The organism is Breoghania sp. (assembly GCF_030066895.1).
Taxonomy (GTDB): Bacteria; Pseudomonadota; Alphaproteobacteria; order Rhizobiales; family Stappiaceae; genus Breoghania.
The window spans coordinates 20,383-46,968 of sequence record NZ_JASJAV010000003.1; the positions used below are offsets into that span (position 1 = coordinate 20,383).

Here is a 26,586-nt window from a genome sequence, read left to right on the forward strand (position 1 = left end):
TCGCATCGCTCAGAAAATATTTCTCTCTTCTGAATAGACCGCCTTGTCGCCTTACGCCAAGCCATTGTAATCCGACTATTTCATGGTGCCGTAACGGCATTTTTGCTTCAAACGACCGGTTTTGAGCCTTGTTGCGCGCCAGATCGCTTGTCTCACACCTGCCCGACATGGTAGCCAGCCGCATCGAGGCTGGCCCGTATCGCGGCCCGCCACCAGAACCAACACATGGATAGCGACACTCGATGAGCGACACGAACGAGCCCGCCGCGGGCACCCAGCAGCAGCAGCCCGCCATGAACATTCTGGTCCAGTACATCAAGGACCTCTCGTTCGAAAACCCGAACGCACCGGCGACGCTCCGCCCCAGTCAGCAGCAGCCGCAGCTCGACATCAACGTCAATGTCAGCGCGACCAAGCACGAGGACGGTCAGTTCGAAGTGACCCTTTCGCTGGAAGCGAAGGCGGTGTCGAACGGTATGGCGATGTTTGCCGTGGAACTGGTTTATTGCAGCATCTTCCGCATCCAGGGCATCCCCGAGGAGCACATGCACCCCTTCGTGCTGATCGAGTGCCCGCGCATGCTCTTCCCCTTCGCGCGCCAGATCATTTCCGACTGCACACGCAACGGCGGTTTCCCGCCGCTGATGATCGACCCAATCGATTTCGCCGCGCTCTACCGGCAGAACATGGCGCAGGGCAACACCCAGTCGCTGAACTGATCGCCGCAAGCGGTCTGGAAAGATCAAGGGGCGCCGACGGCGCCCCTTTTCGTATTCGCTGATGCGTTCAAGGGCGCTTTTCGAGCGCGGCTTGTGGCTCATCCTTTGCGATGGGCGCAGGTAAGCCAATCACGAAAGCGGCCGTATCCGCCCCCTCTCCCCATGGGAGAGGTGAGTTCTGCCAAACACCCCGAAGTGCGCTCTACCCTTGCGCGGCGGCCTGTGCGGCTTCGCCGTTCAGCGGGTTTTTCGCCGACCAGGCGTAGCGGATCGTTTCCATGCGCATGGAGCGGGCGTCGAACAGGATCAAGCGATCGACGAGATCCTCGCCGAGCCCGACGATCTCCTTGATCACCTCCATCGCCTGCATGGTGCCGACGATGCCCGGCAAGGCGCCCAGCACGCCCGCGACGACGCAGGTCAGCAGCAATCCTTCCGGCGGCTGATCGGGGAAGAGGCAGCGATAGGTCGGGTTCGGCTTGCCGTCCGGCCCGTTGAGATAGGGTTTCAGCGTCGTCAGGGACCCGTCGAACTGGCCGATAGCCGCCGTCACGAGCGGCCTTTTTGCGTAGAAAACAGGCATCGGACACGCAGTAGCGGGTGGTGAAGTTGTCCGAGCCGTCGGCGACGATGTCGTAGCCGGAAATCAGCGCTTGTGCGTTCTCTGCTGTAATGCGCGTCTTGTGCGCTTCCACGGTTACATGCGGATTGAGGCGGGCGAGCGCTGCCTTGGCACTCTCCACCTTCGGCTGCCCGACCGCATCGGTGTCGTGGATGATCTGGCGCTGCAGGTTCGACAGCGAGACCTCGTCGTCATCGACGATGCCGATCGTGCCGACGCCCGCGGCGGCAAGATACTGAATGAGCGGGGCGCCGAGACCACCTGCGCCGATGATCAGCACGCGGGCGGCTTTCAACTTCTGCTGGCCGGGACCGCCCACATCGCGCAAGATGATATGTCGCGCGTAGCGTTCCAGTTCCTCAGGCGAAAGGGACATGAAAATTCCTATCCGAGCAGTCGGCTGACGGCCTTGGCGGTGTAATCGACCATGGGAATGACGCGCGCGTAGTTGACCCGCGTCGGCCCGATGACACCGAGAACGCCGACGATGCGCTGCTCCTTGTCGCGGTAGGGCGAGACGATCAGCGAGGAACCGGACAGCGAGAACAGCTTGTTCTCAGACCCGATGAAGATGCGAACTCCCTCTCCGCGCTCCGCCGCTCCAAGAAGCTGGATCAACTCGCGCTTGCTTTCAAGGTCATCGAATAGCAGGCGAATTCGCTCCATGTCCTCTACCGTTGCGGCATCCAGGAGATTGGAACGGCCGCGCACGATCAGCGTGTCGTGGCGCCCGGTTTCGCTGCCCGCCCATGTCGCAAGTCCGGCATCGACGAGCTTGCGGGTCAACTCGTCGATTTCCGCCTGGCGCTGGTCCTGCAACGTTTCCAGCGCGGTGCGCGATTCCGACAGGGTACGGCCGCGGATATGAGCGTTGAGATAGTTCGACGCCTCCAACAGGGCGGACGCGGGCAGGCCTTCCGACAGGTTGATGATGCGGTTTCCACCGATCCGTCTTCCGCCACCAGCACGACCAGCGACTTGGTCGGCTCCAGACGGACGAATTCGATGTGCTTCATGCGCGTGTCGGACTTGTGGGTGAGCACCACGCCAGCGCCGTGCGAGAGACCCGACAGCATCTGGCTGGCTTCGGTGAGCACCTGCTCAACGCCGCGCATGTCGCCCGATGCCTTGACGCGGGCCTCAATCGCCTCGCGTTCGTCGCGCGTCACATCGCCCACCTCCAGCAGCACGTCGACGAAGAAGCGCAGGCCCAGTTCGGTCGGCAGGCGACCGGCGGAGGTGTGGGGCGCAAAGATCAGGCCGAGATGCTCCAGATCCGACATCACGTTGCGCACGGAGGCCGCCGACAGGCTCATCGGGAGAATGCGCGAAACGTTGCGCGATCCCACGGGTTCGCCGGTTTCCAGATAGCTTTCGACGATGGAGCGAAAGATCTCGCGCGACCGGTCGTCCAGGTCGCGCAAGCCTCCGCCCGGGTTCTCGATGGAAATGGATGGCTTGCTCAGATCTTGCATGTTCTTCTCTCAAAGCCCCGATTAGATGCCCGATGGAACGGACAACCCGGTGGGCAACCGGATTGACGATATTTAGTCCCAAATGACGACAAGTGGGCAAGGGCCCTTTACGCACCTTGTCCGGCGCGGCTACAAGGCAGCCAATGATCCCGGCGCGGCCCTCGTTCGCCGCCCGAAAGGGCGAGCGCCCGTCGCATCGGAAAACCAGGGGCGGCCCGCCGAAACGGAGAGCTTGCATGCGACCTTCCAAACGCGCCGAAGACGAACTCAGGCCAGTAACCCTTGAACGCCGCGTGTCCAAGCACGCGGAAGGCTCCTGCCTGGTCAAGTTCGGCGATACGCACGTCCTGTGTACGGCAAGCCTCGAAGAGCGCGTTCCGCCCTGGTTGCGCGGTCAGGCCCGCGGCTGGGTGACCGCCGAATACGGCATGCTGCCGCGCGCCACCGGCGAGCGCATGCGCCGCGAGGCGTCGGCCGGCAAGCAGTCCGGCCGCACCCAGGAAATCCAACGCCTGATCGGCCGTTCGCTTCGCGCCGTGGTCGATCTGGAAGCGCTGGGCGAGCGTCAGATCTCCGTCGATTGCGACGTGCTGCAGGCCGATGGCGGCACCCGCACCGCCTCCATTACCGGTGCCTGGGTCGCGTTGCACGACTGCATCGAATGGATGCGGGCGCGCGACATGCTGACCAAGCCGGTGCTGAAGGATCACATCGCCGCGATTTCCTGCGGCATCTATGCCGGCAAGCCGGTCCTCGATCTCGACTATCTGGAGGACAGCGACGCCGACACGGACGCCAATTTCGTCATGACCGGCTCCGGCTGCCTCGTCGAGATCCAGGGGACGGCCGAAGGCGCGCCGTTCTCCGTCGCCGAATTCAATCACCTTCTGGAGCTGGCGCAGGGCGGCATTTCCCGCCTCGTCGACCTTCAGAAGATGGCGATCCTTTGAGGATTTCGCAATGACCGCTCGTACGCTTACGCCCGGCCATCTCGTGCTTGCCAGCCACAACAAGGGCAAGCTCCGCGAGATCCGTGCGCTGGTGGAGCCGTTCGGCATGGAAGTTGTCTCCGCCGGAGATCTTGGCCTGCCCGAGCCGGAAGAGACGGGCACTACGTTCGAGGCGAACTCGGAACTGAAGGCCCGCGCGGCGTCAACGGCTGCCGACCTGCCCGCGCTTGCCGACGATTCCGGCCTTGCGGTCGATGCGCTGGGCGGCGATCCGGGCATCTATTCCGCACGCTGGGCGGGGCCTGAGAAGGACTTCGCCATGGCCATGCGCAACGTGGAGGAAAAGCTCCAGCAGGCGGGAGCCACAAGCCCGGACAAACGCACTGCGCGTTTCGTCTGCGTGTTGTGTCTTGCCTGGCCGGACGGCCACATGGAGACGTTTCGCGGCGAGATCGAAGGCACGATGGTCTGGCCGCCGCGCGGTGATCAGGGTTTCGACTACGATCCCGCCTTTCAGCCGGAAGACCATGAGCGCACCTTCGGCGAGATGAGCGCGGAGGAAAAGCACGGCCGGACGTCGGGCGATGCCAATCCACTGTCGCATCGCGCCCGCGCCTTCAAGCTTTTCGCCGACGCCTGCCTGGAGCCTGCACGCGCCAAATGACGCAAGACTCGGGATTTGGGATCTACATCCATTGGCCGTTCTGCGCGGCCAAATGCCCTTACTGCGACTTCAATTCCCACATTCGCCATCAGGCGATCGATCAGGAGCGGTTTGCCCACGCCTTCGCGATCGAGTTTGCCCATTTCGGGGCCGAGACGCGCGGGCGCGAGGTCACGTCGATCTTTTTCGGCGGCGGCACGCCCTCCCTGATGAAACCGCAGACCGTGGAAGCCATTCTGAACTCGGTCGCGAAGAACTGGCGTTTGTCCGATACGGTCGAGATCTCGATGGAGGCGAACCCGTCGAGTGTGGAGGCGGAACGCTTTCGCGACTATTGCACGGCGGGCGTCAATCGCGTCTCGCTGGGCGTTCAAGCGCTCAACGACCCTGATCTGCGCTTCCTCGGCCGACTGCACGACGTCGACACTGCGCTTCGCGCGATCGATATGGCGTGCGAGACCTTCCCGCGTCTCTCCTTCGATCTGATCTATGCCCGACCCGGCCAGACGCCGGAAGCCTGGCGCATGGAGCTTGAGAGGGCCATCGGGCTCGCCGCCGACCACCTGTCGCTCTATCAGCTCACCATCGAGCATGACACGCCCTTCTTCAAACTCTACGAAGCGGACAAGCTCGTCGTGCCCGATCCGGATGCTGCGGCCAATCTCTACGAGATGACGCTGTCGACCTGCGAAGCGCACAGCATGCCGGCCTACGAGATATCCAACCATGCGGTTCCGGGTGCGGAATGCCGGCACAATCTCGTCTACTGGCGTTACGGCGATTATGTCGGCGTCGGTCCGGGCGCGCATGGGCGCCTGACGGGTGGCAACGGCAAGCGCGCCACGGCCACCGAGCTTCACCCGGAAACCTGGCTGCAGAAGGTCGAGGAACGCGGGCACGGGATGGTCGAGGATCAGGTCCTGACCATGGAAGAGCAGGGCGACGAATACCTGATCATGGGGCTGAGGCTGAACGAGGGCGTGGACCTCGCCCGCTACGAGCGGCTGTCGGGCCGCAACCTCGATCCGCGCCGTCTCAACGACCTGATCTTCCACGGCATGGTGGAACGGATGGGCGACACCCGCGTGCGCGCCACCCACGACGGGTTCTTCGTGCTGGATGCCGTGGTGGCCGATCTGGTGGCCTGAGCGCGCGTGGCCGATTGGCCGCCCTGTTGAATTTGTGGCCCATACTTCGAGACGGGCGCTGGCGCGCCTTCCTCAAAAAACCAATGATACGAGCACGGTTGTCATCCCCATGCAGGCGGGGATGACAGTCTTGGACAAAATGTGCCTTGTTCTAGGCTTAATTCCGGGAAGAACGGGCCGTGAATATCTCTCCGAAATCCCTTCCAAGCCATTTCCTTAGGCGGTTTACTTTCTGCCTTACCCTTAGGCAATTACCTGCTCCTGCGTCGCTTTCGGTTGGGCTTGCCGTGCTTCTGATTTTAACATGTTGCATTGCGAAAATGACGCAGGGGTTTCCGGCATGGACCTTCGGGATTTCATTCAGGTGTCGTACTATCACCTATACGAGTTGAACCACGCGGCGCTCAGCCCGATGCGGGCGGCGGTCGACGTGACCCTTCTCTATTTCAAGAACCCGCTCAATCCCGCCGCTCACACCCCGGCCGGGCGCAACGTGGCGGCGGCGTGCGAGTTGTTCGAGCGCGTAACCCGGCGCTACGGGAAACCGTCCTTCGGCCTGGACTCCGTCCAGGTGAGTGGCGTGCATGTGCCGGTGCATGAGGAAGTCGTCTGACAACGGCCGTTCTGTCGGCTGATCCGCTTCCGGCGCAATCTGGAAAAGCCGCGCAACGATCCCAAGCTGCTGATCGTGGCGCCCTGCCCGGCCACTACGCGACCCTGCTGCGCGGTACGGTGGAAGTTTTCCTGCCGACCCATGAGGTCTACATCACCGACTGGATCGACGCCCGTCAGGTGCCGCTGTCGGACGGCAGTTTCGATCTCGACGACTATATCGACTACGTCATCTCGATGCTGCACCGGCTGGGCGGAGAGACGCACGTGATGGCGGTCTGTCAGCCCGCCGTGCCGGTGCTGGCGGCAGTCTCCGTGATGGAGGCAGACGGGGATCCGTACGCGCCCAACACGATGACGCTGATGGGCGGCCCAATCGACACCCGCGAGAGCCCCACCGCCGTCAACGATCTGGCGGTCGCCAACGGGATCGACTGGTTCCATCATGCAGGTGCCGTTTCCCCATCCCGGCTTCATACGCGAGGTCTATCCGGGCTTTCTGCAGCTTTCGGGCTTCATGAGCATGAATCTCGACCGCCATCTCACCGCCCATCACGAGTTCTTCAACCATCTCGTGTCCGGCGACGGCGACAGCGCGGAAAAGCACCGCGATTTCTACGACGAATATCTGGCGGTGATGGACCTGACGGCGGAGTTCTATCTGCAGACGGTGGAGACGCTCTTCATCGATCATGCCCTGCCGAGGGGCGAGATGATGCACCGCGACCAGCCCATCGAGCCGTCCGCCATCCGCAACACGGCCCTTTTGACCATGGAAGGCGAGAAGGACGACATTTCCGGCATCGGCCAGACCTACGCGGCACACACGCTGTGCACCAACCCGACGACAAGCGTCGCCATTACATGCAGGAGGCCGTCAGCCACTACGGCGTTTTCAACAGGTCCCGGTTCCGTTCCGAAATCGCGCCGCGCATCGCCGATTTCATCCGCTCCAACCGTACGCCCGTGGGCGAAGCGAGCCCCCCGCGCGCGCGTCAGGCCTGTTGCCGTCTCCGCCGCGGGCAGGACATCGCCCCGCCCCCACTCCGGCACAGGAACCGGCCGCCAAGCCCGCTGCGGCGCGATTGCAGGCCGTTCCCGCCGGACTTGCCGCCATCGCTCTTGCCGCGCCTGAAGGGGAGGCGGACGATCTGAAACGCATTTCCGGCATCGAACCGAAACTGAAAACGGCATTGAACGGGGTCGGGATCTATCATCTGCGCCAGATCGCGGCGCTGAGCGAGGCGCAGCTTGCCGAGCTCGACGATAAACTCACCCTGCGCGGTCGCGCCGCCCGCGACGGCTGGATCCGTCAGGCCAAGGCTCTGGCGTAAGCAAAATAGGCCCCAACGGCGGGAATCCGCCGCTTGTGTCCTTGAAACGTCTTGCCCCCGCCCCCAGCTGCCATTCTGGGTTGGGTAACCTGGGAAAAGACGATGACGCAGTGCGGATCGTTTCGTACCGCCTGAACACCGTTGACGGTCGACATGATCGTCCTCGGTTTCGTATTCTTCTGGCCGCTAGGGCTGGCGATGCTGATCTATGCCGTGTGGAGCGCGCGGCGGAACAGGGCGTTTCGCAGTGTTCCCGGCGAGTTTCGCGACGGCGTACGCAATCTGCGCGAGGAATTCTGCACGTCGCGGCGGGACAATCGTTCATCGGTTGACGATGACGAGGCCGAACGGCAGCGCCAGGAGGAAGGAGGAAGAACGGCGCAGTCACGAGAAGATGCGGGTGGAATTTGACGCCTATCTCGACCATCTGCGCCATGCCCGCGAGCGCGAGGAATTCGATCACTACATGGCCGAGCGCCGAGACGGGAAGACAGCGGCGTAATCCAAGCGCCGTCAGGCTCCGCGAACAGCGACGGAATACCGTTCGGTAACCGGGTGAGACGGCGATAATTAACCGTCTCGAATCGCCCAGGCTCTCATGCGGATCCGCCGATGCGTTTCTTCCCCCCCGGCCGTGCGGAGCCGGATCACATCATGCTCGATATCGAGGGCCGTCCGGTCCGCGTTGAGGTGCGCCGCAATGCGCGCGCGCGCCGCTATACGCTGCGCCTGGCCGCATCCGGCGGCAATCCCGTCCTGACGATCCCCGATCGCGGCACCTTCAAGACCGCCAGCACCTTTGCCGAAGACCATCGCGGCTGGCTTGCGGACAGCATGAAGAAGATGCCGGAAGCGCAGCCCTTTTGCGCCGGAGGCACCGTGCCACTGCGCGGGGTCCCGCATCTGATCGATCAGCGCCCCACCGCGCGCGGCACCGTCCGGACAGAGAAGACGGAAGAGGGCCTGAGCCTCGTCGTTTGCGGGGAGGAGCCCTATCTGGCCCGCCGCCTGACGGACTACCTGAAACGCGAAGCCCGGCGGGATCTGAGCGCGGCCGTGGAGCACCATGCGACGACGCTCGCCCGTCTGCATGCCACGAACCGCAAGCCGACGGGCCTTTCCATCCGCGACACGCGCTCGCGCTGGGGATCATGCACGGCGAAGGGCAAGCTCAACTTTTCCTGGCGGCTGATCCTCGCCCCGCCCTTCGTGCTCGACTACGTCGCCGCGCACGAGGTGGCGCATCTCGTCGAAATGAACCATTCCGACCGCTTCTGGGCAGTGACGCACGATCTCTTCGCGGAGACGGAGAGGGCACGGAAATGGCTCAGACGATACGGCAACGAGCTGCATAGCTACGGGTGAGGGATGAAGGGGTTAGAGACAAGGTGACTGCGCCGTGCGGCCCATCCTTCGAGACGCGCTCGATGAGCGCGCCTCAGGATGACGTTGTGTGTTTTGTTAGATTTTCCATAAATAACAATATGATAACGTTATCCTGAGGAGGCGCGCAGCACCGTCTCGAAGAATGGACAGCGCGTTTCCATGCCAAGGCCTTCCGCCTCAGCCAAACTTCATCACAAGAAAAATGAGCGCACAGATCAGGACGACGACGAAAATCCGGCGTCCCGTCTGAATCCGTTGCGTGTGGACGAATGTCGGCCGAGAAACGGCGGCAAAGCGCTTCTTGAGGTTCGCCACGCGTTCTTCCCGCGTCATGCCCTCCACGCCATCGCCCTCGTAAACGCGCCAGGAATCCGACCTATCGACCATCGTGAAGCTCCGTGAAACGATCAATTGCACGGGCAGCACTCTGGAATCCGTTTGGGGCGCTCACATGGCATGGCGCATTTACGAAAAGGCCGGGCAGTCTCCATTTCAACGTCCGGCCCCAAAGTCCGATATAATGCAGCCATGCGGACTCAATACTGCCGTCAGTACCGAATAAATATATATTTATATAGTTCTGCCGTCTGGACGATTTTCCTGAGTTGTTTCTTATTAATTTTTCTGCAATTCCCGGCCGTGTTAATCTCTATCGAATTTACGGGAATTTTCGTATATTTTCGGGGGATAGGGGGATATATGTGAATATCGATATCGATTTCACTTCGGATCGACTGCCCATTCCTTTGCGACAGAAGCTGGCGCGCGAATTCCTGCGTCGTGCGAAAGCTCTCGACGAAATTGAGGAAGCTCCCAGCGGGACGATCCAAGACCCCACAGAACGCGGAGAGCCAATTACGGCCGGAGCAATCGCTCTTGCTGTTCTCGGAAGCACCGCAGTTGCCGAACTGGTGAAGCTGATAAGGTCTTTCGCCGAACGTGACACGTCATTGCATCTGGAAATGGCCTTGCCCGACGGGCGGAAATTCTCGATTTCCGGCTCAAATATCAACGCCGCGAAGATCGATGAACTGACCCAGGCGGTTCGGTGCGCGCTCGAAGCGTAGGGAGCGACCGCCATGCCTCCCAAGACTTCTGAAGATGGGCGAAAGGTCGCTATCCTCTTAGGAAATCGAGTGTTTCCCGACGAGCCGGGATTGCACGATCTCAAATGCCCAATCAATGACGTCGACGGCTTTGCAGCCATCCTTCGCGATCCGAAAATCGGCGATTTCAACGACGTCGTGATCCTGAAAGATCAGGTCCATGGCGACGTGCTGGAGACCGTTCACGAAACCATCTCGACCTTGATGCCTAAGGACACTCTGTTCTTCTACTATTCCGGGCATGGCAAGCTGGACCTGGACGGTCATCTGCATCTGGCAACGCGCAACACGACACTCGATAAGCTGGCAATTCGCTCTCTGTCCTTTGGCACTGTGCGCGGTCTCATTACCAATGCGAAGAGCATTTCCAATGTGTTGATGCTCGATTGCTGCTTCAGCGGCGCCATTGATGAGCAATTTCACAAGGGCGACGTCCTAGAGGCGGCAATACGCCCCCAGCAGGGGTCGGGTATAGTCGTCTTCACGTCTTCCTCCGATATACAGACGTCGCGGGAAGATCCTGAAACCGGGCACGGTCTTTTCACGGGTGCAATCATCGAAGGCATCCGCAGCGGGCATGCGGATATGGATGCGGATGGCCAGATCGATGTGGCGGATCTCAGAGCCTATATCGGCAGAAATTTCGAAGGCACGCAGACACTGCAATTCTTTGCTCGCAAGCTCGAAGGTCGGATCATCATCGCAAAGAGCGGGCATGACATCCTGGCCAAGACCATGGAAGAGTTGAAAGAACAACTCACCGAATGGCTGAAAACCGAAGAAATCACCGAGCCGCAATATTCAGCCGTTACCAGTGCCATGAAGAAACCGGCGGCCGACCGTTCAGCCATTAAAGTGGAATTGGTTCGGCTTGCCCAGGACGTAATCGCAGGATGCGCTTCTGTCGAACAATTCTGGGCGCGGTATCACGAAGCATTAGAGAGTACTGCAACCAAACCGATCATTCCGCCCGCACCGCACCGGAAGGCGTTCGGCCAAATGCCCCGGCCCCGGCAAAGGATCATCGCGCAGAAGATATTCCAAGACGCCGAAAGGACGACACACCAGCAAACAAACACCTCGAAGACGCCGAAAAGATTACGCCAAGGTCGTCTTTCTATATCTCGATTTTCAAGATCTTCCTGTCGGGATTTGGCGGATTCATCCAGGCTCCGATCCTCCTCGGTATGATCGGCGCCTTTGCCAATAGAGAATTCGGCGCTACCGCAGATACGATCACGGGGTTTCTGTTTGTGGTTTCTGTCGCGGGATTGATCGGGGCGTGGCGCTTTTCACGGAACAACCGGCCACGCATCTACCTGCGGACTTTTTATTTCGCAACTTTCATTTCCGCGACCATGTTCACCGTTGTGGCCGCCATTGTTATCGCCAACAACCTCTGAACCGGCTCGGCCCGCTCAGGGCCGTCAGTGCGTCTCGCCCCAGTTGTCGGCGGCGCGGGCCTCGACCTCGAGGGGCACGCGGAGCAACAATGCGGGGGAGGGCGCATCCTCCATGAGGCGGACGACGAGCGGGACGGTCGCCTCGACCTGGTCCTCTGGTACTTCGAAGATCAGTTCGTCGTGCACCTGCAGGAGCATCTGCGCGGTGAGCTTCGAGACGGCCAGCGCATCTTCCATGCGCACCATGGCGCGGCGGATGATGTCGGCGGCAGAACCCTGGATCGGGGCATTGATCGCCGCGCGCTCGTAGAAAGCGCGCATGTTCGGGTTCTTCGTGTTGACGTCCGGATAATGCGCCTTGCGCCCGAAGATCGTCGTCACATAGCCGTTGGCGTGAACCTGACGCTTCATCTCTTCCATGTAGTCGAGGATGCCGGGGAAGCGCTCGAAATAGGTCTTGATGTACTCGCCCGCCTCGCCGCGCGAGATGCCGAGCTGATTGGCCAGCCCGAAGGCGGAAATCCCGTAGATGATGCCGAAATTGATCGCCTTGGCGCGGCGGCGGATCATCGGATCCATGTCCTTGACGGGCACGTTGAAGATTCCCGATGCCGTCATGGCGTGGATGTCGAGCCCGTCGGCGAAGGCCTGCACGAGCTGCGGGATCTCCGCCATGTGGGCGAGAACGCGCAATTCGATCTGGCTGTAGTCGGCCGAAAGCAGCTTGGCGCCGTCGGCCGCGACGAAGGCCTTGCGGATCTTGCGGCCGGCCTCCGTGCGCACGGGAATGTTCTGCAGGTTCGGCTCCGACGACGACAGCCGCCCCGTCGTGGTGGAGGCCAGCGAATAGGAGGTGTGAACGCGGCCGGTCTCGGCGTTGATGTAGTTCGGCAGCGCATCCGTGTAGGTCGATTTCAGTTTGGAGAGCTGACGCCATTCCACCACCTTGACCGGCAGCGGATGGCCCTCGACCACCAGGTTCTCCAAAACGGAGACGGATGTGGACCATGCCCCGGTCTTGGTCTTCTTGCCGCCGGGAAGCCCCATCTTACCGAACAGGATGTCGCCGAGCTGTTTGGGCGAACCGATGTTGAAGTTCTCGCCCGCCAGTTCGTGGATTTCCGCCTCAAGAGCGGCGGCTCCTTGCGCCAGATCGCCGGAGAGACGCGACAGCATCTGCCGGTCCACGTGCACGCCGCGCATTTCCATGCGCGAGAGAACCGGCACCAGCGGGCGTTCCAGCGTCTCGTAGACGGAAACCATGTTCTCGCCCGGCAGGCGGCACTTCAGCACCTGCCACAGGCGCAGCGTGACGTCGGCGTCTTCCGCCGCATAGGCGCGCGCCTTGTCGAGGCCGATCTTGTCGAAGGTAACGGCGGACTTGCCCTTGCCGCAGACCTCCTCGTACTTGATCGGCGTGTGACCGAGCCAGCGTTCCGACAGCGCATCCATGCCGTTGCCGCCCTGGAGCCCGGCGTCGAGCGCGTAGGACAGCAGCATCGTATCGTCGAAGGGTGCAACCTCGATATCTAGACGCTTCAGGATCACCCAGTCGTATTTAAGGTTCTGCGCGATCTTGAGGACGGAAGGATCCTCCAGCATCGGCTTGAGCAGATCGAGCGCGTCTTTCAATGGGATCTGACCTTCGAGAAGACCGCTCCCGCCCAGAAGATCGCCCTCACCATCGCGGTGGCCGAGCGGGATGTAGCACGCCTTTCCCGGCGTGGTGGAGAGTGAGACACCGCAAAGCTCCGCGACCATCGGGTCGAGCGAGGTCGTCTCGGTGTCGACCGCCACGAAGCCGGTCTCGTAGGCATCCTCGATCCAGGCTTTCAGCCGGCCGGTATCCTGCACCAGTTCATAGGCGGAGGTATCAACCGGAATTGCCTTGATCTCGGCCGCACGCACCTCTGCAAGGGCGGAGGGGCCGTCGCCAGCCGTCGCAGCAGCTCCCGACTTCTCACCCTCGGCGGAACCTTCCGGCTTTTCGGGCGCTTCCCAGCCCTTGATGATCAGATCGGCAGGGTCCACGGAGGCCGCGTCCGTTCCGGACGTTTCGGCGACGCGGCGCGTCAGCGTGGTGAATTCCATCGCCTTCAGGAAAGCCAGCGCCTTTTCCCCATCGAGCTTGCACACCGCCGCCTCAGAGAGAGGAACCTCGACCGGCGTTTCGCAGTCGAGCTTGACGAGGCGATGGGAAATACGCGCCTGATCGGCGAATTCGATCAGATTCTCGTGGCGCTTCTTCTGCTTAATCTCCTCGGCGCGCGACAGCAACGTTTCCAGATCCCCGTACTCGTTGATGAGCTGGGCCGCCGTCTTCACGCCGATGCCGGGAACGCCGGGAACATTGTCGATGCTGTCGCCGGCCAGCGACTGCACGTCCACCACCTTGTCGGGCGTCACGCCAAATTTCTCCAGCACCTCCGGCTCGGCGATGCGCTTGTTCTTCATCGTGTCCAGCATGATCACATGCGGACCGACGAGCTGCATCAGGTCCTTGTCGGAGGAAATGATCGTGACCTCGGCTCCCGCCACAACCGCCTGACAGGCATAGGTCGCGATGATGTCGTCGGCCTCGTAGCCCACCTGTTCGATGGACGCGACGTTGAAGGCGCGCACCGCATCGCGAATGATGCCAAACTGGGGGATCAAGTCTTCCGGCGGCTCGGGCCGCTGGGCCTTGTACTGGTCGTAGATCTCGTTTCGGAAGGTTTTGGCCGAATGATCGAAGACCACCGCGATATGGGTCGGCGTGACCCCGGCGGCGGTCTCGTCCGCCTCCTGCAAGAGCTTCCACAACATGTTGCAGAACCCGGCAACGGCGCCAACGGGCAGACCGTCAGATTTTCGCGTCAGCGGGGGCAGCGCATGGTAGGCGCGGAAAATATAGGACGACCCGTCGACCAGGAAGACATGGTCGCCAGCTTTCAGGGGGGAGGAGGATTCGCTCGACATGGGCGGATCATGCCCATGGCGAGGCCCTGCGGACAAGGGAGAACTCCGCGAGGGACGCTTTTTCCTCCGGTGCCTGCCGCCCCACGCCTTATTCCGCCGGCTGCAAGGCCGGTTTGGCGCGGCACGTATAGGCCCAGCCGGGGCGCTTGAAGAGAAAGTCGAACCGGGTTCCGCGCACCGCCAGGAATGCAATGACGGGGCCGATGAGCCCGGCGAGCGCGACGAGAAGCGCGACCGTCCCGAGATCCAGGAAAGGCGCAAATTTCAGGAGCAACGCCCGGGAAAGACCCATCGGCAGGAAGAACGCCAGGTAGATGACGATCGAGTTCTGCCCGGCAAAGCGCAGCACATCGGCAAAGCTGAGCCGCGACAGAAGGGCGGAAAAGAGGATGACGGCACAAGCTCCCGTCGCCCCCAACGCGAGCGAGACGACGGGAAGAGTGGCATAGCCCATCGCCACCAGGACGCCGTTGGCGAACCCCCAGGCGAGCAGGGCCGACAGCGCCTTGGGCACGTTGGCCATCGCCCAGGCGGCGAAGCGGAAGACATGCGCCGCCGCGATATAGTCCGTGTAGAAATAGACGAAGCGGGCAGCGAATTCGTCGACCAGCACGAGGCCGGAGGAAAACGGAGGAATGCCCGCCGCATGGGCGATCTCCAGCACCACCCCGAAGCCCATCACGACCTGCCAGGGCACGTTCCGGTCGCGCGCGAGTTTCGCGATGGTGAAGAAGATCGGCAGCATGTAGATGAACCACAGCGTGCCGAAAGGCTGCCAGAACGCTCGCAGATAGGCGAAGGCAGTACCCTGCCATCCCAATTCGGCGACGAAAACAGTCTTTTTCAGCGCAAACTGGATCGCCACCCACAGAATGTAAAAGTAAGCAAAGTGGACGACCTTGCGGTCGAAATAGGTGCGCCAATCGCGGTCGATGACATTGGCGAGGAACAGGCCGGAGATGAGAAAGAAGTCCGGCATGCGGAAGAGGCGGCAGAACTCGATCACGTGGTGCATCCAGCCGGTCGCGCCCGCGACTTTCTCCACGCCCAGCGTGGAATGCATCATCACCACGGCGACGATGCAAAAGCCTTTTGCGTAATCGACCCAATCAATCCGCTGTCACGCCACGGCTTGCCCTCGTCCTATTTCCCGAACGACGTAAAACGCCCCGCCTTGCCGTAGACAAAACGGAACATAGAATCATTTTTATTCAAAATCGTCGAGCAGGCGACCGATTCCGTATTTTTGATGAATTAATACTAACGGCCATTCACCCCAAAGAGGGCTCGCCGACACATGAGACGGGTGAAATCGGCACCCACACACCCCAGCTACCAGGACGCGGAACCGACGGTCAACGGGCAGACGGGCGCTAGGCACAAAAAAGGCCCGAACCGGGCCTTTTCAGCAGAACATCGATTTTCTCGTCGGCTCAGAATGCGTAACCCAGACGCATGCCCACGTTGGTCAAGCCGTCATTGTCGGAGCAATAACCGTTGTTGGACGAATGCTCGATCATGGCGGTGACGTTCCACGCCTGATTGATTCGATAACCGACGGAGGTCGATTCGCGGAACATCACGTTGCAGCCGAGCGCCAGGCCGCCCTGGCTTTCCTCGGTGTTGCCGTTATGCGCCATGCCGCCGAAGGAGCCTTCGATGAAGAGGGCATCGGTCAGGTCGATCGTCAGCGTGTAACCGGCATAGATCATCGACGTGTCGCCGGCGGTGTTCAGGTTGCCGCCCAGGTGGGGACGCAGCATCAACTGGGTGTCGAGGAACGGTGTTTTCCACGCCAAGGCGCCCCAACGGCTGAGGATTTCAGCGTTGATGTCGACGCCGGTCTCGCGATCCATCGTGTCGTGATAGAAAATGCCGCCGCGCACTTCATTGTAAGGCGCGAAGCTCCGGGTCTGGAGCGGAGGGGCCCCGTAATAATCAGCGGCAAACGCCGCAGGGGCACATGTTGCAGCGAGCAGAGCCGCCACCAACATTTTCTTTGAAAGGGTCAACATCCGCACCTGAAAGGCCTCAACGAGTTACGTTCCGAACACCGTTCTGAACAGGCGCTACCATTCCCCATTGCGCGACCAGATGCAATCGACCTGTTTTCATTCCGACCCGGGAGCGCAAAAGAATAAGGCACTTTGCCACAGCGTTGTTGCGGTTCGGTTACACCCGAAACACCACGAAATCCGCGCTCTTGAGGCGAGATCATGAACGAAAACGAGACCGATGCCCTGAAACGTCAACTGGCCGAAGACGGGTTCCTGTTGCTCGGCGGTTTTCGCCCCGCCGATGGCGATTCATACCCGGCAGCGCTCGACACGGTCGTCATGCGGCGACGCTGCTTCTCGTCGGCAATGCGGGAGCGGCACTGTGGCATGCGTTCACCGGAGCCCCCGAGTTTTCCGACGGTGCGCCCGATCCGCTCGATCGCTACACCCGGCGCACGCTTTCGCGGACCGCGGCCGAATTCGAAATGGCCGTCGTCTTTCCCTTCGAGCGTCCATACCAACCATTTCAAAGCTGTGCACTGGCCATCAACGGCTGTTCCCAAGGCCCCATGGGGGCGCTCTCCCATCGTGAATACGGCCCCTGGGCGGGGTTTCGTGCCGCGTTCATTTCGGCGGGGCGAATCGCCGGCGTCGAGCAAGACGACACGGCGGGCCCCTATCAGACATGCCACGACAGGCCCTGCCTGTCCGCCTGCCCGGCGCATGCTCTTTCCTTAAACGGCTACGACGTGCCGCGTTGCCTTGCCTATCTGGAGGAAACGCCGGGGAACAACTGCCTTGCAGGCTGCCGGGCACGCTTTTCCTGTCCCTACGGCACGGCATTCCGGCAGTCCCGCGATCAGGCGAGCTTCCATATGCGTGCTTTTACCGGTTGGAACGATGACACTTGAGAAGGCGCCCGGCAATTCGCTATCAGTGCGCTCTCCGGTTGTGGCGTCGGGCACTCCGCCGGTTGCATCTTGCCATTTTCGCCTGAACTCACGAAAGGATCGACCATGCGTCGATGGTTTGTTCTCGCCCTCTTTCTGATCGTTACCGTGGGAGGCGGCCTCGCGATCGGCTACGTCACCGCACCAGGTGCCCTGAGCACTCTGTCCGGTACCTGGTTCGCATCGCTCGCAAAGCCGGTCGGCGCGCCGCCAAACTAGCTCTTCGCTCCCGTCTGGACGATCCTTTATGTCATACTCGCCGTGGCAGGTTGGCGGACCTTCGAACGCGACAAGGTCGTGCAGGCATGAAGCTGTGGGTCGGGCAGCTCGTGTTCAACTTCACCTAGAGCCCGATGTTTTTCCTGTTCCAGGATCCCTATCGCGCCCTTGTCCTTATCGTGCTGCTGCTGATCCTGTACCTGTGGTTCCCGAAGGAGACATGGAACCGGGACAAGATCGCGTCTCGCCTGTTCGCCGTGTATACGGTCTGGATCGTCTATGTGACGTACCTGAACGCGATGATCTGGTACCTGAACCGCGTTCCGGATCAGGCCCCCGTTCTCGGCCACTGAGGCGGGTTCCCCGCCTCCCGCACATGTCAGCCGTCAGTCCGTGATCGGTTCGGTCGTATCGGCGTCCGGACAGGCGGCCAGAGCAGCGGATGCGGTGAGGCCGCCGCCGATCGGCGCCTCGGGCCAGCTCTCGGCAAGCGGCACCAGAACGAAGGCACGTTCGGCGATGCGCGGATGGGGAACGGCGAGCCCCTCGCGCGCAATCGTCTGCCCGCCATAGACCAGCACATCAATATCAATCTTGCGCGGGCCCCAGCGAATGTCGCGCACGCGGCCGAGATAGCGCTCGATCTTCAGAACGCGCCTCAGCAACGCGTCGGCGCTGAGCGTCGTCTCCACCACCAGGCAGGCATTGACGAACCAGTCCTGCTCGGTCAGCCCCCAGGGGGCGGTGCGATAGTCGTGCGAGCGGGCAACCAGCGAGATTTCGTCATCGGCTGCAATCTGCTCCACGGCGGTGCGGACGGACGCGCGCTTGTCGCCGATATTGGAGCCAAGACCGAGCGCAACGCGCACGGTTGCCACGGGGGACGCCTGATCGGCCGCCTCTGCGGTCATTCACCCGTCCCCTGTTCAAGTGTCTCGTTGCAAATGGCGTCGGCCATGCGCAAGGCATCGACGTGCATTTCCACCTCATGGGCGCGGATGATGTCGGCGCCGTGCGCCGCGGCCACCAGATGCGCGCCGAGGGATCCCGTGTCACGTTTGTCCGTTTTGCGACCGGTCACGGTCCCGATGATGCGCTTGCGCGATGCGCCCACCAGGATTGGCAGATCGAAATCAGCCTTCAGGTCCGCCAGGTGGTTGATCGCAATGAGGTTCTGCAGCGGCGTCTTGCCGAAACCGATGCCCGGATCGAGCACGATCCTGTCCCGATCGATGCCCGCTTCCTCGGCGATCTCCAGCGTCCGGGTGAAGAAGACCTGCATGTCGGCCACGATGTCGAGCGCGGGATCGATCGTCTCGCGATTGTGCATGGCGATGACCGATGCTCCCATCCGGGCCGCCACGGTCGCCATGTCGGGATCACCCTGCAGGCCCCAGATATCGTTGATCGCGTGGGCTCCCGCTCCGAGAGCGGCGGCCGCAACTTCGGCCTTGTAGGTGTCGATGGTGATCGCACAGCTCATGTCGCAAATGCGCGACAGCGCCGGAAGCAGACGCGTCAGCTCCACATCTGCGGAGATCTTCTCCGAACCGGGCTGCGTGCTTTCCGCGCCTACGTCGATGATATCGGCGCCCTGGGCAATCATGACCCGGGCGTGCGCCTCTGCGGCGTCGGCACCCGAATAGAGACCGCCGTCGGAAAAGGAATCTGGGGTGACGTTGAGGATACCCATAACGAGGGTTCGCATGCCCACCTGGTGGGAGAGCGAGCCTATCTGAAGAAGGCGTTTCATCACAATCCGAAGGTTCGAAGAAAATCGAGGAGGTGATGCGCTTTCGCGGGGGGAAATGCAAGGCGGGAGGGGAAATGCGCGGAACGTCAAGTCATTGCCGCCATATTCGCATTCCGAAGCATCATATAAGTTTATCGAAAGCATCGTGGGCACGATAACGCTGTGTCATGCAAAGTCCTCACCTTGCGGCGCCGCACAATTCTCTGTGCAAAGGGGAGAAACCAACCATGACCTATTCACGCCGTACGTTCCTCAAATCAACCACCGCAACCGGCTTCATCGCCGCCGCCGGCACGCTTGCCATGCCCACGCTGAGCCGCGCCTCCAGCCGTCCCGTGATCAGCCACGACCCGCAATCGGGCGACATCACCACCAATTCTGGCATGGTGTGGACGCGTACCGACCGTCCCTCCAAGGCGATGCTCGAAATCACCACCCGCGAGGATTTCGCCAATGCCCGCCGTCTGCCGTCGCTGAACGCACTGCCCGAAAGCGACTTCACCGCCGAGCAGCTCATCGAGGATCTGCCGGCCGATCAGGACATTTTCTACCGCGTTATACTCACCGACCTGAACGACGTCAACGCGACGTCTGCGCCGATGGTCGGCCATTTCCGCACCGCGCCCGCCTCCAAGCGCGACGTGAAGTTCGTCTGGTCTGACGACACCGCCGGTCAGGGCTTGGGGCATCGACGCAGATCGCGGCAGCATGAAGACCTACGCCACCATGGCGCAGCATCAGCCCGATTTCTTCATCCATTCCGGCGACACAATCTATGCGGACGGCCCGATCAAAGAAGAGGTCGAGCTAAAGGATGGCACGGTGTGGAAGAACATCGTCACGCTGGAGGAGATGAAGGTCGCCGAGACGCTGGAGGAATTCCGCGGCCAGTGGAAGTACAACATGATGGACGAGAACGTGCTGGCGTTGTCGCACGACGTCCCGACCTTCTACCAGTAGGACAACCATGAGGTGATCAACAACTGGTCGGCCTCCAAGGACCTGACCGCGGATGATCGCTACACCGAGAAGCACCCACGTTCTCGCAGCCCGCTCCGCGCGTGCCTTCCACGAAATGACGCCGATCTCCTACACGCCTGCCGATCCCGGTCGCGTCTATCGCAAGATCCCCTACGGCCCGATGCTGGGCGTCTTCTTCCTGGATCTGCTTCCTGGATCTGCGCAGCTATCGCGGTCCCAACAGCGACGGGATGCAGGACACGGTCGACGCCGCCTCGCAGGCGTTGGGCGCGGAACAGATCGCATGGCTGAAGCGGGAACTGGTCCAGTCCAAGGCCACCTGGAAGGTGATCCCCTGCGACACGCCGATCGGGCTGTGCGTATGGGATCGCAACGGAGACGAGAAGCGCATCGAGGCGGTTTCCAACGGCGACAACGGAGCCGCCAAGGGCCGCGAGCTGGAATTCGCGGACCTGCTGCGCTTCATCAAGACCGCCGGGATCAACAACACGGTCTGGCTGACGGCGGACGTGCACTACACCGCCGCTCATTACTACAACCCGAACAAGGCATTTCGACCCGTTCTGGGAGTTCGTCTCCGGTCCGCTGCACGCAGGTACCTTCGGCCCGAACGATCTGGACGGCACGTTCGGCCCGGAAGTGAAGTTCGTGAAGGTTCCGACCAAGGAGCAGGGAGCCAACCTGCCGCCCTCCATGGGCCTTCAGTTCTTCGACATTGTGGAGATCGACGGCGCCACGGAACAGTTGAAGGTGCGACTGATGGATTCCGGCGATACCGAACTCTATTCGGTCACGCTCGATCCGAAATTCGCCTGATGACAAGGACGGGGAGCGCGGGTTCGTGCTCCTTCTCGTTTTGGAAGGGAAATGGAGGCGTTGTCGCGCCCGCTATTGCGCTGGATTCCGGATCAGCGTTCGGCTTTGCCTCACTTGTCCGGAATGAGGGAGTGTGAGGCTGAGTTGTAACCACACGCGAACACTGGGTTCTGCTCGCACATAAGTCGCGTGTGCTTACAACTCACCGCTTGCTCGTCATTCCGGACGGTCTGCAGCGCAAGCTGCATGGCCAGATCCAAAATCCAGCGCAATAGCGGGCGCGACAGCGCCTCCATTTCCCTTTCTTCCCTTCCTCCTCAGACCAAAAACCCACAAGACAACCGAATACTTTCCAGTCACAATACCTTCATCAGGGGCTGGTAGATCCACGGATATGAGGTTCAATTACAAAAAAGCATCACCTTCCGGCTGTCCCAGACGGCCAAGGCTTGCCGGTCGCGATCGGGCGCCCATCTGTCGCGTATCGGTCTGCATCCCGGACAGAAAACGGTGCTTAAAACTCTGGCCGACAGCGACGGGCTATCGATGATCGAACTAGAGCTCGCGCTTGGCGTGCAACCGCTGGCCGTCACCAAGATGGTCACACGGATGTCGGCTCGGGGCCTGCTGACGCGCCGATCCGCCGACACGAACGGCCGCCTCGCCCGAGTCTATCTCACCGATACGGGTCGCGACTGCGTCAAGCTGATCGACCGGGCCTGGAAGCAGCTGGAGAAGGAAGCACTCGAGGCCTCAACGATAAGGACAAGAAGCGTCTGCGCAAGCTTCTGCGCGCCGTGGAACGCAATCTGGTCGCCACCGCGGTGAAGGATATTCCGCTAGATGCCGAAGCCACCGCGGTTGCCGACGACGAACCGGCGGCTCCGGTCGCGGTGCGCGAACCGGCCGAGTAGAACGATCTGATCCGACAAGCCATTTCCCCTCCCGCCAAGCATGTTCCCGGCTCCCAGAAGCATGTCTGCGACCGGCAGTCGACCACGTCGCCCCTTTGCCTCGGACCCGGAACGGAGTAGCGTACGCACGCTTTAAACCGGAGCGCCCGCAGCCCATGCCCGATGACAGCTTCCCCGCCTATTGTGACAATGCTCTCGACCGAGCCGCGTTGCGGCGCGACGATGACGCCTGGCTGAGCGAGCAGCAGACGCGCCCGGATGCCGGTTACGTGTTGATGGCCGATGACAGACCCGTCGTCGCGGTAAGGGGCGAAACCCTTTGCATTCGCCACCCGCTGTCGCTCGCAAAAAGCCTCGGGATTGTCGCCGACGAAATCGCACTTCTGGGGATCGAGCAGACGAAGAGCGGGGACTGACCGGTATTCTGCGCCCGGGTTCGCGCGGCGCCGAAAGAAATCGAGGCGGATATCGAGGCCGCAAGCACGTCGGCGCTGAAGCTGATCGGCATGCGCTCGCTGGCCGTACAAGGCGTGCTGCCTCGCGGCGATCTGGAGCTTCTGGCGCAGGTCCGCTCCCTGGCCCATTGGCACACCTCCCACCGGTACTTCTCCCATTGTGGGCATGAAACCCGGATGGCGCAGGCTGGATATCGGCGCGATTGTCCGTCCTGTTTGGCGGTGCATTTTCCGCGCACCGACCCGGTCGTCATCATGCTGATCGCCGATGGCGACAAGGCACTGATAGGCCACCCGCACCGGTTGGCGGAAGGGGTTTACACCACGCTGGCCGGGTTCATGGAGCCGGGAGAAACCATCGAGCAGGCGGTTCGCCGCGAGGTGATGGAGGAATCCAGCGTGCGCGTGAGCGACGTCACCTTCATGAAGAGTCAGCCATGGCCTTTCCCGACCTCGCTGATGCTCGGCTGCGTCGGCAAGGCGGAAAGCCGGGACATCGTGCTGGGCGACAACGAGCTGGAGGATTGCCGCTGGTTTCCTCGCGACGAGGTGCGCGAGATACTGGCCGGACGGCACCCGGAAGGGCTCCACGTGCCGCCCGAAATCTCCATCGCCCACTGGCTGATCCGCACCTGGGCGGATGCCGAGGCTTGAGAAGACGCTCTAGGACCGGCCGGCGGCCAGCTTGCCCGCGTACGCAAGTGCGGACAGCATATTGGCGTGGTTAGCCTTGCCGGTTCCCGCGATATCGAAGGTCGTGCCGTGTTCGACGGAACAGCGGTCGATGGGAAGGCCCAGCGAAACATTCGCCGCCGTATCGAAGGCAATCAGCTTGATCGGGATGTGCCCCTGATCGTGATACTGCGCGACGACCAGATCGAACGCGCCCTAATTGGCCCGGTGATAGACCGTATCGGCCGGGATCGGGCCGACGACGTTGATACCCTCGGCCTGCGCCTGTTTCACGCCCGGAACCACCTGCTCGTCATCTTCGCGCCCAAACAGTCCGTTCTCGCCGCAATGGGGATTGATGCCCGCAACCGCGATGCGCGGGGCTTCCACGCCCATCCGACGGAAGTGCTTGTACCCAGTGCGCACCGTCTCCAGTACACGCTCCGGCGTCGCCCGGCCGATGGCATCCTTCAGCGAGACATGGGGGGAGACGTGGATGACGTTCAGCGTTTCCGAAGCCAGAAGCATCCACGAACTCTTGCAGCCGGTCAGATGCGCCAGCATGCCGGTATGGCCGTCATAATGATGACCGGCATGATGACCGGCGGCATTGAGCGCCTCCTTGTTGATCGGCGCGGTGACCATGCCGACCGCCTCGCCCGCCTGGATCAGGTCCACCGCCGTGTTCACATAGCGAAACGAGGCTTCGCCGCAGGCAGGCGACAAGACGCCGAAACGGCCCGGCAGATCGTCCACAGGCACGTGGACGACGGCCAGCGAGCCGGAGGGTGCCGTCTCGCCCACAGCATGCAGCGCGAGGTCGAGGCCGCAGACGTCGCGGGCACGTTCCAGCGTATCGAGAATCACCGATAACGGCGTAGCGCGCACGCTCGGCCTCGCTCAGGCTGGCCATCTCCTTGACGGTCACCTTCCGCACCGACGCCGGAGGGATCGCCCATGGTGATGACGATGGGTTTATCCGTTCATGTCTCAACTCCAATGGGCGTGTGCGTGTCAAAGATCGGCGACGTTCAGGCAGCGACGCGGGATCTTGCCGTCGATGATGGTCTGGATGTCCTCGATCACCATCAACCCGACATTCTCCACCGCCTCCTTGGTATCCGCACCGGAATGCGGCGTGCAGACGAGGCGCGGATGCCGGAAGATGGGATGGGTCGCATCGGGCGGCTCGCTCACATAGGCATCGAGCGCGACCCCGCCGAGCCGATCGCCCTCAAGTGCGGCGGCAACCGCATCGAGATCGATCACCTCGCCGCGGGAGAGATTGAGCAGGCAGGCCGTCGGCTTCATCAGCGCCAGTTTTTCGGCATTGATGAGCGCGGCATTGTCCGCCACGCCGAAAACATGCAGCGAGACGTAATCGGAGATCTTCAAAAGCTCGTCGAGATCGGCGTAAGGATCGTTGGCGACAACAGACATGCCGAGGCCGATCGCCTTGAGCGCGAGCTTGCGGCCGATATTGCCGAGACCCACGATACCCAGCACCTTACCGCCGAGCTGGGTGCCGACCTTGCGGTCCGAATCCCCCGGAAATCACCGAGGCGTGTCCGGCGGGAATGTTGCGCGCCAGCGAAAACATCATGCCGAGACTGAGTTCGGCCACAAGCATCCGCATTGGCGCCCGGCGTGTTGACGACCGGAAGCCCCTTCGCGGTGCAGGCGGGAATATCGATATTGTCGACGCCGACGCCGTGCTTGAGAACGCCCTTGAGCTTCTCGGCGCCTTCAAGCGAGTCCGCCGTGACCGCGACGAGCCCTGCGACCAGAAAATCGGCTTCGGCGATATGTTCCGACACGCCGTTATCGGGCTTAGAGGTGTCGACGCAACGGATCAGCGTCCAGCCCTTTTGTTCAATCAGATCCGGCACTCGGCCGTGCTTGCCGAACCCGGGAGAGGTGGTGAGGATCGTGGTCATGCGGACAGCCGCCCGTGCTTTTCGAGGATCGCGCGAATCTGAGCATCCTGCTCGGGGTTGGGCAGGAGGGCGGGCTGGCGGCTGGCGCCGACGGAATGATCCATGACCCACAATGCGCATTTGACCATGGCGGGCGGAAAGCCCAGCGCATAGAGATCGACGCGCATGGCGGTAAAGGCTTCCTGGGCCGCGGCGGCGGCGACCTCGTCTCCAGCATTGAAACAGGAAACAATACGCGCCAGCACGTCCGGCAGCACGTTGCCGAGATCGGAAATGCAGCCCGCGGCGCCATTCTGCAGCGCCCAGTGAACCAGATGATCGGGGCCGGAATAAACGTCGAAGCCGTCCACCTCGCGCCCGATCGCCATGTAGGCCTCCAGCGTATCCTGCTTGCCGCCGGAATCCTTGATACCCGCGATATTGCCGTGGGCGGCCAGAGCCCGGGCCGTTTCCGGCTCGATGTGGTTCTGGGTGCGGGCGGGGATGTCATAGAGATAGACCGGCATCTTCACCGCATCGGCGACGGTCTTGAAGCGGCGCTCCAGACCATCCTGCGTGCAGGAGATGAAGAAGGGCGTGATGACGGCGATGTCGTCAACGCCGATCCGGTCGAATTCCCTTGCAAACTTCACCGTCCCGAAGGTAGCGGGCATGCCGGCATTGACGATCACCTTCACCTTGCCGGCGACCTCATCCACCACCGCCTCGGTCAGCTTGACCTTCTCGTCGAAGGTGAGGGCGGAGAAATCGCCGTTGGTACCGGCGCACAGGATATTGTTTCCGACCGCGATATGGCGTCGGACCTGGGCGCGCGTCGCATCGAAATTGATGGTCTCGTCTTCGTTGAAGCAGGTCACGAAGGCGACATAAGCAAACTTGGTCATTTCGTTTCCGCGTTCATGGATTTGGCCTCGCGCCGGTTGGCGAGGATCCGGGAGAGGACCGGCCAGCCAAGCGACAGCACCGTCAGGATAAGAAAGAGCAGGGTGAGGAGACCCGAGGCAAAGGCGAAGAGGTCGTCATGGGTCTGCAGGAGATCGCGACGCAGGTTCGACTCCATCATCGGACCCAGGATCATGGCAATGCACAGCGCCGCCTGGCTGAAGCCGAATTTCTGCATCGCCCAGCCGAGAACGCCGAAGCCGACCATGGTGTAGAGATCGACCAGGTTCAGGTTGATGGCAAACGAACCGATGAAGCAGAAAATCATGATGGCCACGGCGAGGATGTGGCGCGGCACGGCGAGAATACGGCTGAAGAGCGGGATCAGCGCCATGCCGAAGATGAACATGAAGATGGTCGCCAGGAAGGTGCCGCCGAAGATGCCGACGATCACGTCCGGATTGGTCTGGAACATGATTGACCCCGGGGCGAGCCCCTGGATCATCAGCCCGCCCATGAGAACGGCGGTCACCACGTCGCCGGGGATACCCAGCGCCAGAAGGGGGGATAAGCGCGGCGGCGCAGATCGCGTTGTTGGCGCTCTCGGTCGCCGCGATGCCCGGCGCATAGCCG

Annotated in this window: 27 protein-coding genes and 5 pseudogenes; 19 read left to right on the forward strand and 13 right to left on the reverse strand. The window is 61.8% G+C overall.

Features of this window, described 5'->3' with window-relative positions; translation table 11 throughout:
* Positions 1-242: 242 nt before the first annotated feature.
* A complete protein-coding gene (gene secB / locus QNJ43_RS05255) occupies positions 243-719 on the forward strand; it encodes a protein-export chaperone SecB (RefSeq protein ID WP_300468019.1) in 477 nt (158 codons plus the stop codon).
* A gap of 202 nt (positions 720-921) precedes the next feature.
* Here the strand turns inward: secB and QNJ43_RS05260 are convergent.
* Together QNJ43_RS05260 and hrcA are read right to left on the reverse strand one after the other, a co-directional pair.
* Positions 922-1,717, reverse strand: a pseudogene (locus tag QNJ43_RS05260) (molybdopterin-synthase adenylyltransferase MoeB).
* 8 nt (positions 1,718-1,725) lie between these two features.
* A pseudogene (gene hrcA, locus QNJ43_RS05265) lies at positions 1,726-2,816 on the reverse strand (heat-inducible transcriptional repressor HrcA).
* Positions 2,817-3,052: 236 nt separating this feature from the next.
* Here hrcA and rph point away from each other — a divergent pair.
* The 8 genes and pseudogenes from rph (at position 3,053) to QNJ43_RS05305 (ending at position 8,889) form a co-directional block, all read left to right on the forward strand.
* Positions 3,053-3,766: a ribonuclease PH gene (gene rph / locus QNJ43_RS05270; protein WP_300468021.1), complete on the forward strand. Its 714-nt coding sequence runs from the start codon at positions 3,053-3,055 to the stop codon at positions 3,764-3,766.
* Between the two features lie 10 nt (positions 3,767-3,776).
* A complete protein-coding gene (rdgB, locus tag QNJ43_RS05275) occupies positions 3,777-4,430 on the forward strand; it encodes an RdgB/HAM1 family non-canonical purine NTP pyrophosphatase (RefSeq protein ID WP_300468023.1) in 654 nt (217 codons plus the stop codon).
* The gene (hemW, locus tag QNJ43_RS05280; protein ID WP_300468025.1) at positions 4,427-5,578 is read left to right on the forward strand and encodes a radical SAM family heme chaperone HemW; all 1,152 of its coding nucleotides are present in this window, start codon (positions 4,427-4,429) and stop codon (positions 5,576-5,578) included. Before rdgB ends, hemW begins: the two co-directional genes overlap by 4 nt.
* 340 nt (positions 5,579-5,918) lie before the next feature.
* A pseudogene (phaZ, locus tag QNJ43_RS05285) lies at positions 5,919-7,345 on the forward strand (polyhydroxyalkanoate depolymerase).
* Positions 7,276-7,524 carry a hypothetical protein gene (locus QNJ43_RS05290; protein WP_300468027.1) on the forward strand — a complete coding sequence of 83 codons (249 nt, stop codon included), beginning with the start codon at positions 7,276-7,278 and terminating at the stop codon, positions 7,522-7,524. The pseudogene phaZ and the gene QNJ43_RS05290 overlap by 70 nt, the downstream one beginning before the upstream one ends.
* Positions 7,525-7,665: 141 nt before the next feature.
* Entirely contained in the window at positions 7,666-7,935 is a 270-nt protein-coding gene (locus QNJ43_RS05295) for a DUF2852 domain-containing protein (RefSeq protein ID WP_300468029.1), read from the forward strand.
* Entirely contained in the window at positions 7,925-8,026 is a 102-nt protein-coding gene (locus QNJ43_RS05300; RefSeq protein ID WP_300468031.1) for a DUF2852 domain-containing protein, read from the forward strand. The genes QNJ43_RS05295 and QNJ43_RS05300 overlap by 11 nt, the downstream gene beginning before the upstream one ends.
* Positions 8,027-8,136: 110 nt before the next feature.
* Positions 8,137-8,889, forward strand: coding sequence for a SprT family zinc-dependent metalloprotease (locus QNJ43_RS05305; protein ID WP_300468033.1), 753 nt, complete (start codon positions 8,137-8,139; stop codon positions 8,887-8,889).
* Between the two features lie 198 nt (positions 8,890-9,087).
* On the opposite strand, the gene QNJ43_RS05310 is transcribed toward QNJ43_RS05305, so the two are convergent.
* Positions 9,088-9,297 carry a hypothetical protein gene (locus tag QNJ43_RS05310; RefSeq protein ID WP_300468035.1) on the reverse strand — a complete coding sequence of 70 codons (210 nt, stop codon included), beginning with the start codon at positions 9,295-9,297 and terminating at the stop codon, positions 9,088-9,090.
* Positions 9,298-9,611: 314 nt separating this feature from the next.
* Here QNJ43_RS05310 and QNJ43_RS05315 point away from each other — a divergent pair, with 314 nt between their 5' ends.
* From QNJ43_RS05315 to QNJ43_RS05325, 3 genes are read left to right on the forward strand one after another with little or no spacing between them, the layout of a single operon-like run.
* On the forward strand, positions 9,612-9,977 hold the full coding sequence (locus QNJ43_RS05315; protein ID WP_300468037.1) for a hypothetical protein: 366 nt from the start codon (positions 9,612-9,614) through the stop codon (positions 9,975-9,977).
* 12 nt (positions 9,978-9,989) lie between these two features.
* On the forward strand, positions 9,990-11,207 hold the full coding sequence (locus QNJ43_RS05320; RefSeq protein ID WP_300468039.1) for a caspase family protein: 1,218 nt from the start codon (positions 9,990-9,992) through the stop codon (positions 11,205-11,207).
* Positions 11,204-11,419, forward strand: coding sequence for a hypothetical protein (locus tag QNJ43_RS05325; protein WP_300468041.1), 216 nt, complete (start codon positions 11,204-11,206; stop codon positions 11,417-11,419). Before QNJ43_RS05320 ends, QNJ43_RS05325 begins: the two co-directional genes overlap by 4 nt.
* A 24-nt stretch (positions 11,420-11,443) precedes the next feature.
* Here QNJ43_RS05325 and polA read toward each other — a convergent pair whose 3' ends face one another.
* The 3 genes from polA to QNJ43_RS05340 all read right to left on the reverse strand — a co-directional run bounded on the left by polA (position 11,444) and on the right by QNJ43_RS05340 (position 16,365).
* On the reverse strand, positions 11,444-14,377 hold the full coding sequence (gene polA, locus QNJ43_RS05330; protein ID WP_300468043.1) for a DNA polymerase I: 2,934 nt from the start codon (positions 14,375-14,377) through the stop codon (positions 11,444-11,446).
* An 88-nt stretch (positions 14,378-14,465) separates the two neighbouring features.
* Complete coding sequence (locus QNJ43_RS05335) at positions 14,466-15,491, reverse strand: acyltransferase family protein (protein WP_300468537.1); 1,026 nt, start codon at positions 15,489-15,491, stop codon at positions 14,466-14,468.
* A 319-nt stretch (positions 15,492-15,810) separates the two neighbouring features.
* Positions 15,811-16,365, reverse strand: coding sequence for an acyloxyacyl hydrolase (locus QNJ43_RS05340; protein ID WP_300468045.1), 555 nt, complete (start codon positions 16,363-16,365; stop codon positions 15,811-15,813).
* 494 nt (positions 16,366-16,859) lie between these two features.
* Here QNJ43_RS05340 and QNJ43_RS05345 point away from each other — a divergent pair, with 494 nt between their 5' ends.
* From QNJ43_RS05345 to QNJ43_RS05355, 3 genes are all read left to right on the forward strand, one after another.
* Complete coding sequence (locus QNJ43_RS05345; protein ID WP_300468047.1) at positions 16,860-17,285, forward strand: hypothetical protein; 426 nt, start codon at positions 16,860-16,862, stop codon at positions 17,283-17,285.
* Positions 17,286-17,390: 105 nt separating this feature from the next.
* A complete protein-coding gene (locus tag QNJ43_RS05350; protein ID WP_300468049.1) occupies positions 17,391-17,543 on the forward strand; it encodes a hypothetical protein in 153 nt (50 codons plus the stop codon).
* A 134-nt stretch (positions 17,544-17,677) separates the two neighbouring features.
* Positions 17,678-17,896 (forward strand): tryptophan-rich sensory protein, encoded by a 219-nt coding sequence (locus QNJ43_RS05355; RefSeq protein WP_300468051.1) that lies wholly within the window; start codon positions 17,678-17,680, stop codon positions 17,894-17,896.
* Between the two features lie 33 nt (positions 17,897-17,929).
* On the opposite strand, the gene folK is transcribed toward QNJ43_RS05355, so the two are convergent.
* Together folK and folP are read right to left on the reverse strand one after the other, a co-directional pair.
* Positions 17,930-18,454, reverse strand: a complete 525-nt coding sequence (folK, locus tag QNJ43_RS05360; RefSeq protein ID WP_300468053.1) for a 2-amino-4-hydroxy-6-hydroxymethyldihydropteridine diphosphokinase — start codon at positions 18,452-18,454, stop codon at positions 17,930-17,932.
* Positions 18,451-19,296, reverse strand: a complete 846-nt coding sequence (gene folP / locus QNJ43_RS05365; protein ID WP_300468055.1) for a dihydropteroate synthase — start codon at positions 19,294-19,296, stop codon at positions 18,451-18,453. Before folP ends, folK begins: the two co-directional genes overlap by 4 nt.
* A gap of 227 nt (positions 19,297-19,523) precedes the next feature.
* Here folP and QNJ43_RS05370 point away from each other — a divergent pair.
* A pseudogene (locus QNJ43_RS05370) lies at positions 19,524-21,093 on the forward strand (alkaline phosphatase D family protein).
* 110 nt (positions 21,094-21,203) lie between these two features.
* On the opposite strand, the gene QNJ43_RS05375 reads toward QNJ43_RS05370, so the two are convergent.
* Positions 21,204-21,389 carry a hypothetical protein gene (locus tag QNJ43_RS05375; protein ID WP_300468057.1) on the reverse strand — a complete coding sequence of 62 codons (186 nt, stop codon included), beginning with the start codon at positions 21,387-21,389 and terminating at the stop codon, positions 21,204-21,206.
* Between the two features lie 214 nt (positions 21,390-21,603).
* On the opposite strand from QNJ43_RS05375, the gene QNJ43_RS05380 reads away from it, so the two are divergent.
* From QNJ43_RS05380 to nudC, 3 genes are all read left to right on the forward strand, one after another.
* On the forward strand, positions 21,604-21,921 hold the full coding sequence (locus QNJ43_RS05380; protein ID WP_300468059.1) for a MarR family transcriptional regulator: 318 nt from the start codon (positions 21,604-21,606) through the stop codon (positions 21,919-21,921).
* Between the two features lie 241 nt (positions 21,922-22,162).
* Positions 22,163-22,423, forward strand: a complete 261-nt coding sequence (locus QNJ43_RS05385) for a hypothetical protein (protein WP_300468061.1) — start codon at positions 22,163-22,165, stop codon at positions 22,421-22,423.
* A gap of 90 nt (positions 22,424-22,513) precedes the next feature.
* Positions 22,514-23,116: an NAD(+) diphosphatase gene (gene nudC, locus QNJ43_RS05390; protein ID WP_300468063.1), complete on the forward strand. Its 603-nt coding sequence runs from the start codon at positions 22,514-22,516 to the stop codon at positions 23,114-23,116.
* Between the two features lie 9 nt (positions 23,117-23,125).
* Here the strand turns inward: nudC and pdxA are convergent.
* The 4 genes and pseudogenes from pdxA to QNJ43_RS05410 form a co-directional block, all read right to left on the reverse strand.
* Positions 23,126-24,093 (reverse strand): annotated as a pseudogene (gene pdxA, locus QNJ43_RS05395) (4-hydroxythreonine-4-phosphate dehydrogenase PdxA).
* A 55-nt stretch (positions 24,094-24,148) separates the two neighbouring features.
* A complete protein-coding gene (locus QNJ43_RS05400; RefSeq protein WP_300468065.1) occupies positions 24,149-24,640 on the reverse strand; it encodes an NAD(P)-dependent oxidoreductase in 492 nt (163 codons plus the stop codon).
* A 427-nt stretch (positions 24,641-25,067) separates the two neighbouring features.
* Positions 25,068-25,955, reverse strand: a complete 888-nt coding sequence (locus QNJ43_RS05405) for a dihydrodipicolinate synthase family protein (protein ID WP_300468067.1) — start codon at positions 25,953-25,955, stop codon at positions 25,068-25,070.
* Complete coding sequence (locus QNJ43_RS05410) at positions 25,952-26,488, reverse strand: tripartite tricarboxylate transporter permease (protein ID WP_300468069.1); 537 nt, start codon at positions 26,486-26,488, stop codon at positions 25,952-25,954. The genes QNJ43_RS05405 and QNJ43_RS05410 overlap by 4 nt, the downstream gene beginning before the upstream one ends.
* Positions 26,489-26,586 lie beyond the last annotated feature (98 nt).

Excerpts from the sequence above, each read along its gene's own strand:
- QNJ43_RS05405 (WP_300468067.1), bottom strand. The coding sequence starts at position 25,955 with ATGACCAAGTTTGCTTATGTCGCCTTCGTGACCTGCTTCAACGAAGAC.
- QNJ43_RS05310 (WP_300468035.1), bottom strand. The coding sequence starts at position 9,297 with ATGGTCGATAGGTCGGATTCCTGGCGCGTTTACGAGGGCGATGGCGTG.
- rdgB (WP_300468023.1), top strand. The coding sequence starts at position 3,777 with ATGACCGCTCGTACGCTTACGCCCGGCCATCTCGTGCTTGCCAGCCAC.
- polA (WP_300468043.1), bottom strand. The coding sequence starts at position 14,377 with ATGTCGAGCGAATCCTCCTCCCCCCTGAAAGCTGGCGACCATGTCTTC.
- folK (WP_300468053.1), bottom strand. The coding sequence starts at position 18,454 with ATGACCGCAGAGGCGGCCGATCAGGCGTCCCCCGTGGCAACCGTGCGC.
- QNJ43_RS05325 (WP_300468041.1), top strand. The coding sequence starts at position 11,204 with ATGATCGGCGCCTTTGCCAATAGAGAATTCGGCGCTACCGCAGATACG.
- QNJ43_RS05375 (WP_300468057.1), bottom strand. The coding sequence starts at position 21,389 with ATGGAGGCGCTGTCGCGCCCGCTATTGCGCTGGATTTTGGATCTGGCC.
- QNJ43_RS05305 (WP_300468033.1), top strand. The coding sequence starts at position 8,137 with ATGCGTTTCTTCCCCCCCGGCCGTGCGGAGCCGGATCACATCATGCTC.
- secB (WP_300468019.1), top strand. The coding sequence starts at position 243 with ATGAGCGACACGAACGAGCCCGCCGCGGGCACCCAGCAGCAGCAGCCC.
- QNJ43_RS05385 (WP_300468061.1), top strand. The coding sequence starts at position 22,163 with ATGCCCGATGACAGCTTCCCCGCCTATTGTGACAATGCTCTCGACCGA.
- QNJ43_RS05355 (WP_300468051.1), top strand. The coding sequence starts at position 17,678 with ATGTTTTTCCTGTTCCAGGATCCCTATCGCGCCCTTGTCCTTATCGTG.
- hemW (WP_300468025.1), top strand. The coding sequence starts at position 4,427 with ATGACGCAAGACTCGGGATTTGGGATCTACATCCATTGGCCGTTCTGC.
- QNJ43_RS05320 (WP_300468039.1), top strand. The coding sequence starts at position 9,990 with ATGCCTCCCAAGACTTCTGAAGATGGGCGAAAGGTCGCTATCCTCTTA.
- QNJ43_RS05350 (WP_300468049.1), top strand. The coding sequence starts at position 17,391 with ATGCGTCGATGGTTTGTTCTCGCCCTCTTTCTGATCGTTACCGTGGGA.
- nudC (WP_300468063.1), top strand. The coding sequence starts at position 22,514 with ATGCGCTCGCTGGCCGTACAAGGCGTGCTGCCTCGCGGCGATCTGGAG.
- QNJ43_RS05345 (WP_300468047.1), top strand. The coding sequence starts at position 16,860 with ATGGCCGTCGTCTTTCCCTTCGAGCGTCCATACCAACCATTTCAAAGC.
- rph (WP_300468021.1), top strand. The coding sequence starts at position 3,053 with ATGCGACCTTCCAAACGCGCCGAAGACGAACTCAGGCCAGTAACCCTT.
- folP (WP_300468055.1), bottom strand. The coding sequence starts at position 19,296 with ATGAAACGCCTTCTTCAGATAGGCTCGCTCTCCCACCAGGTGGGCATG.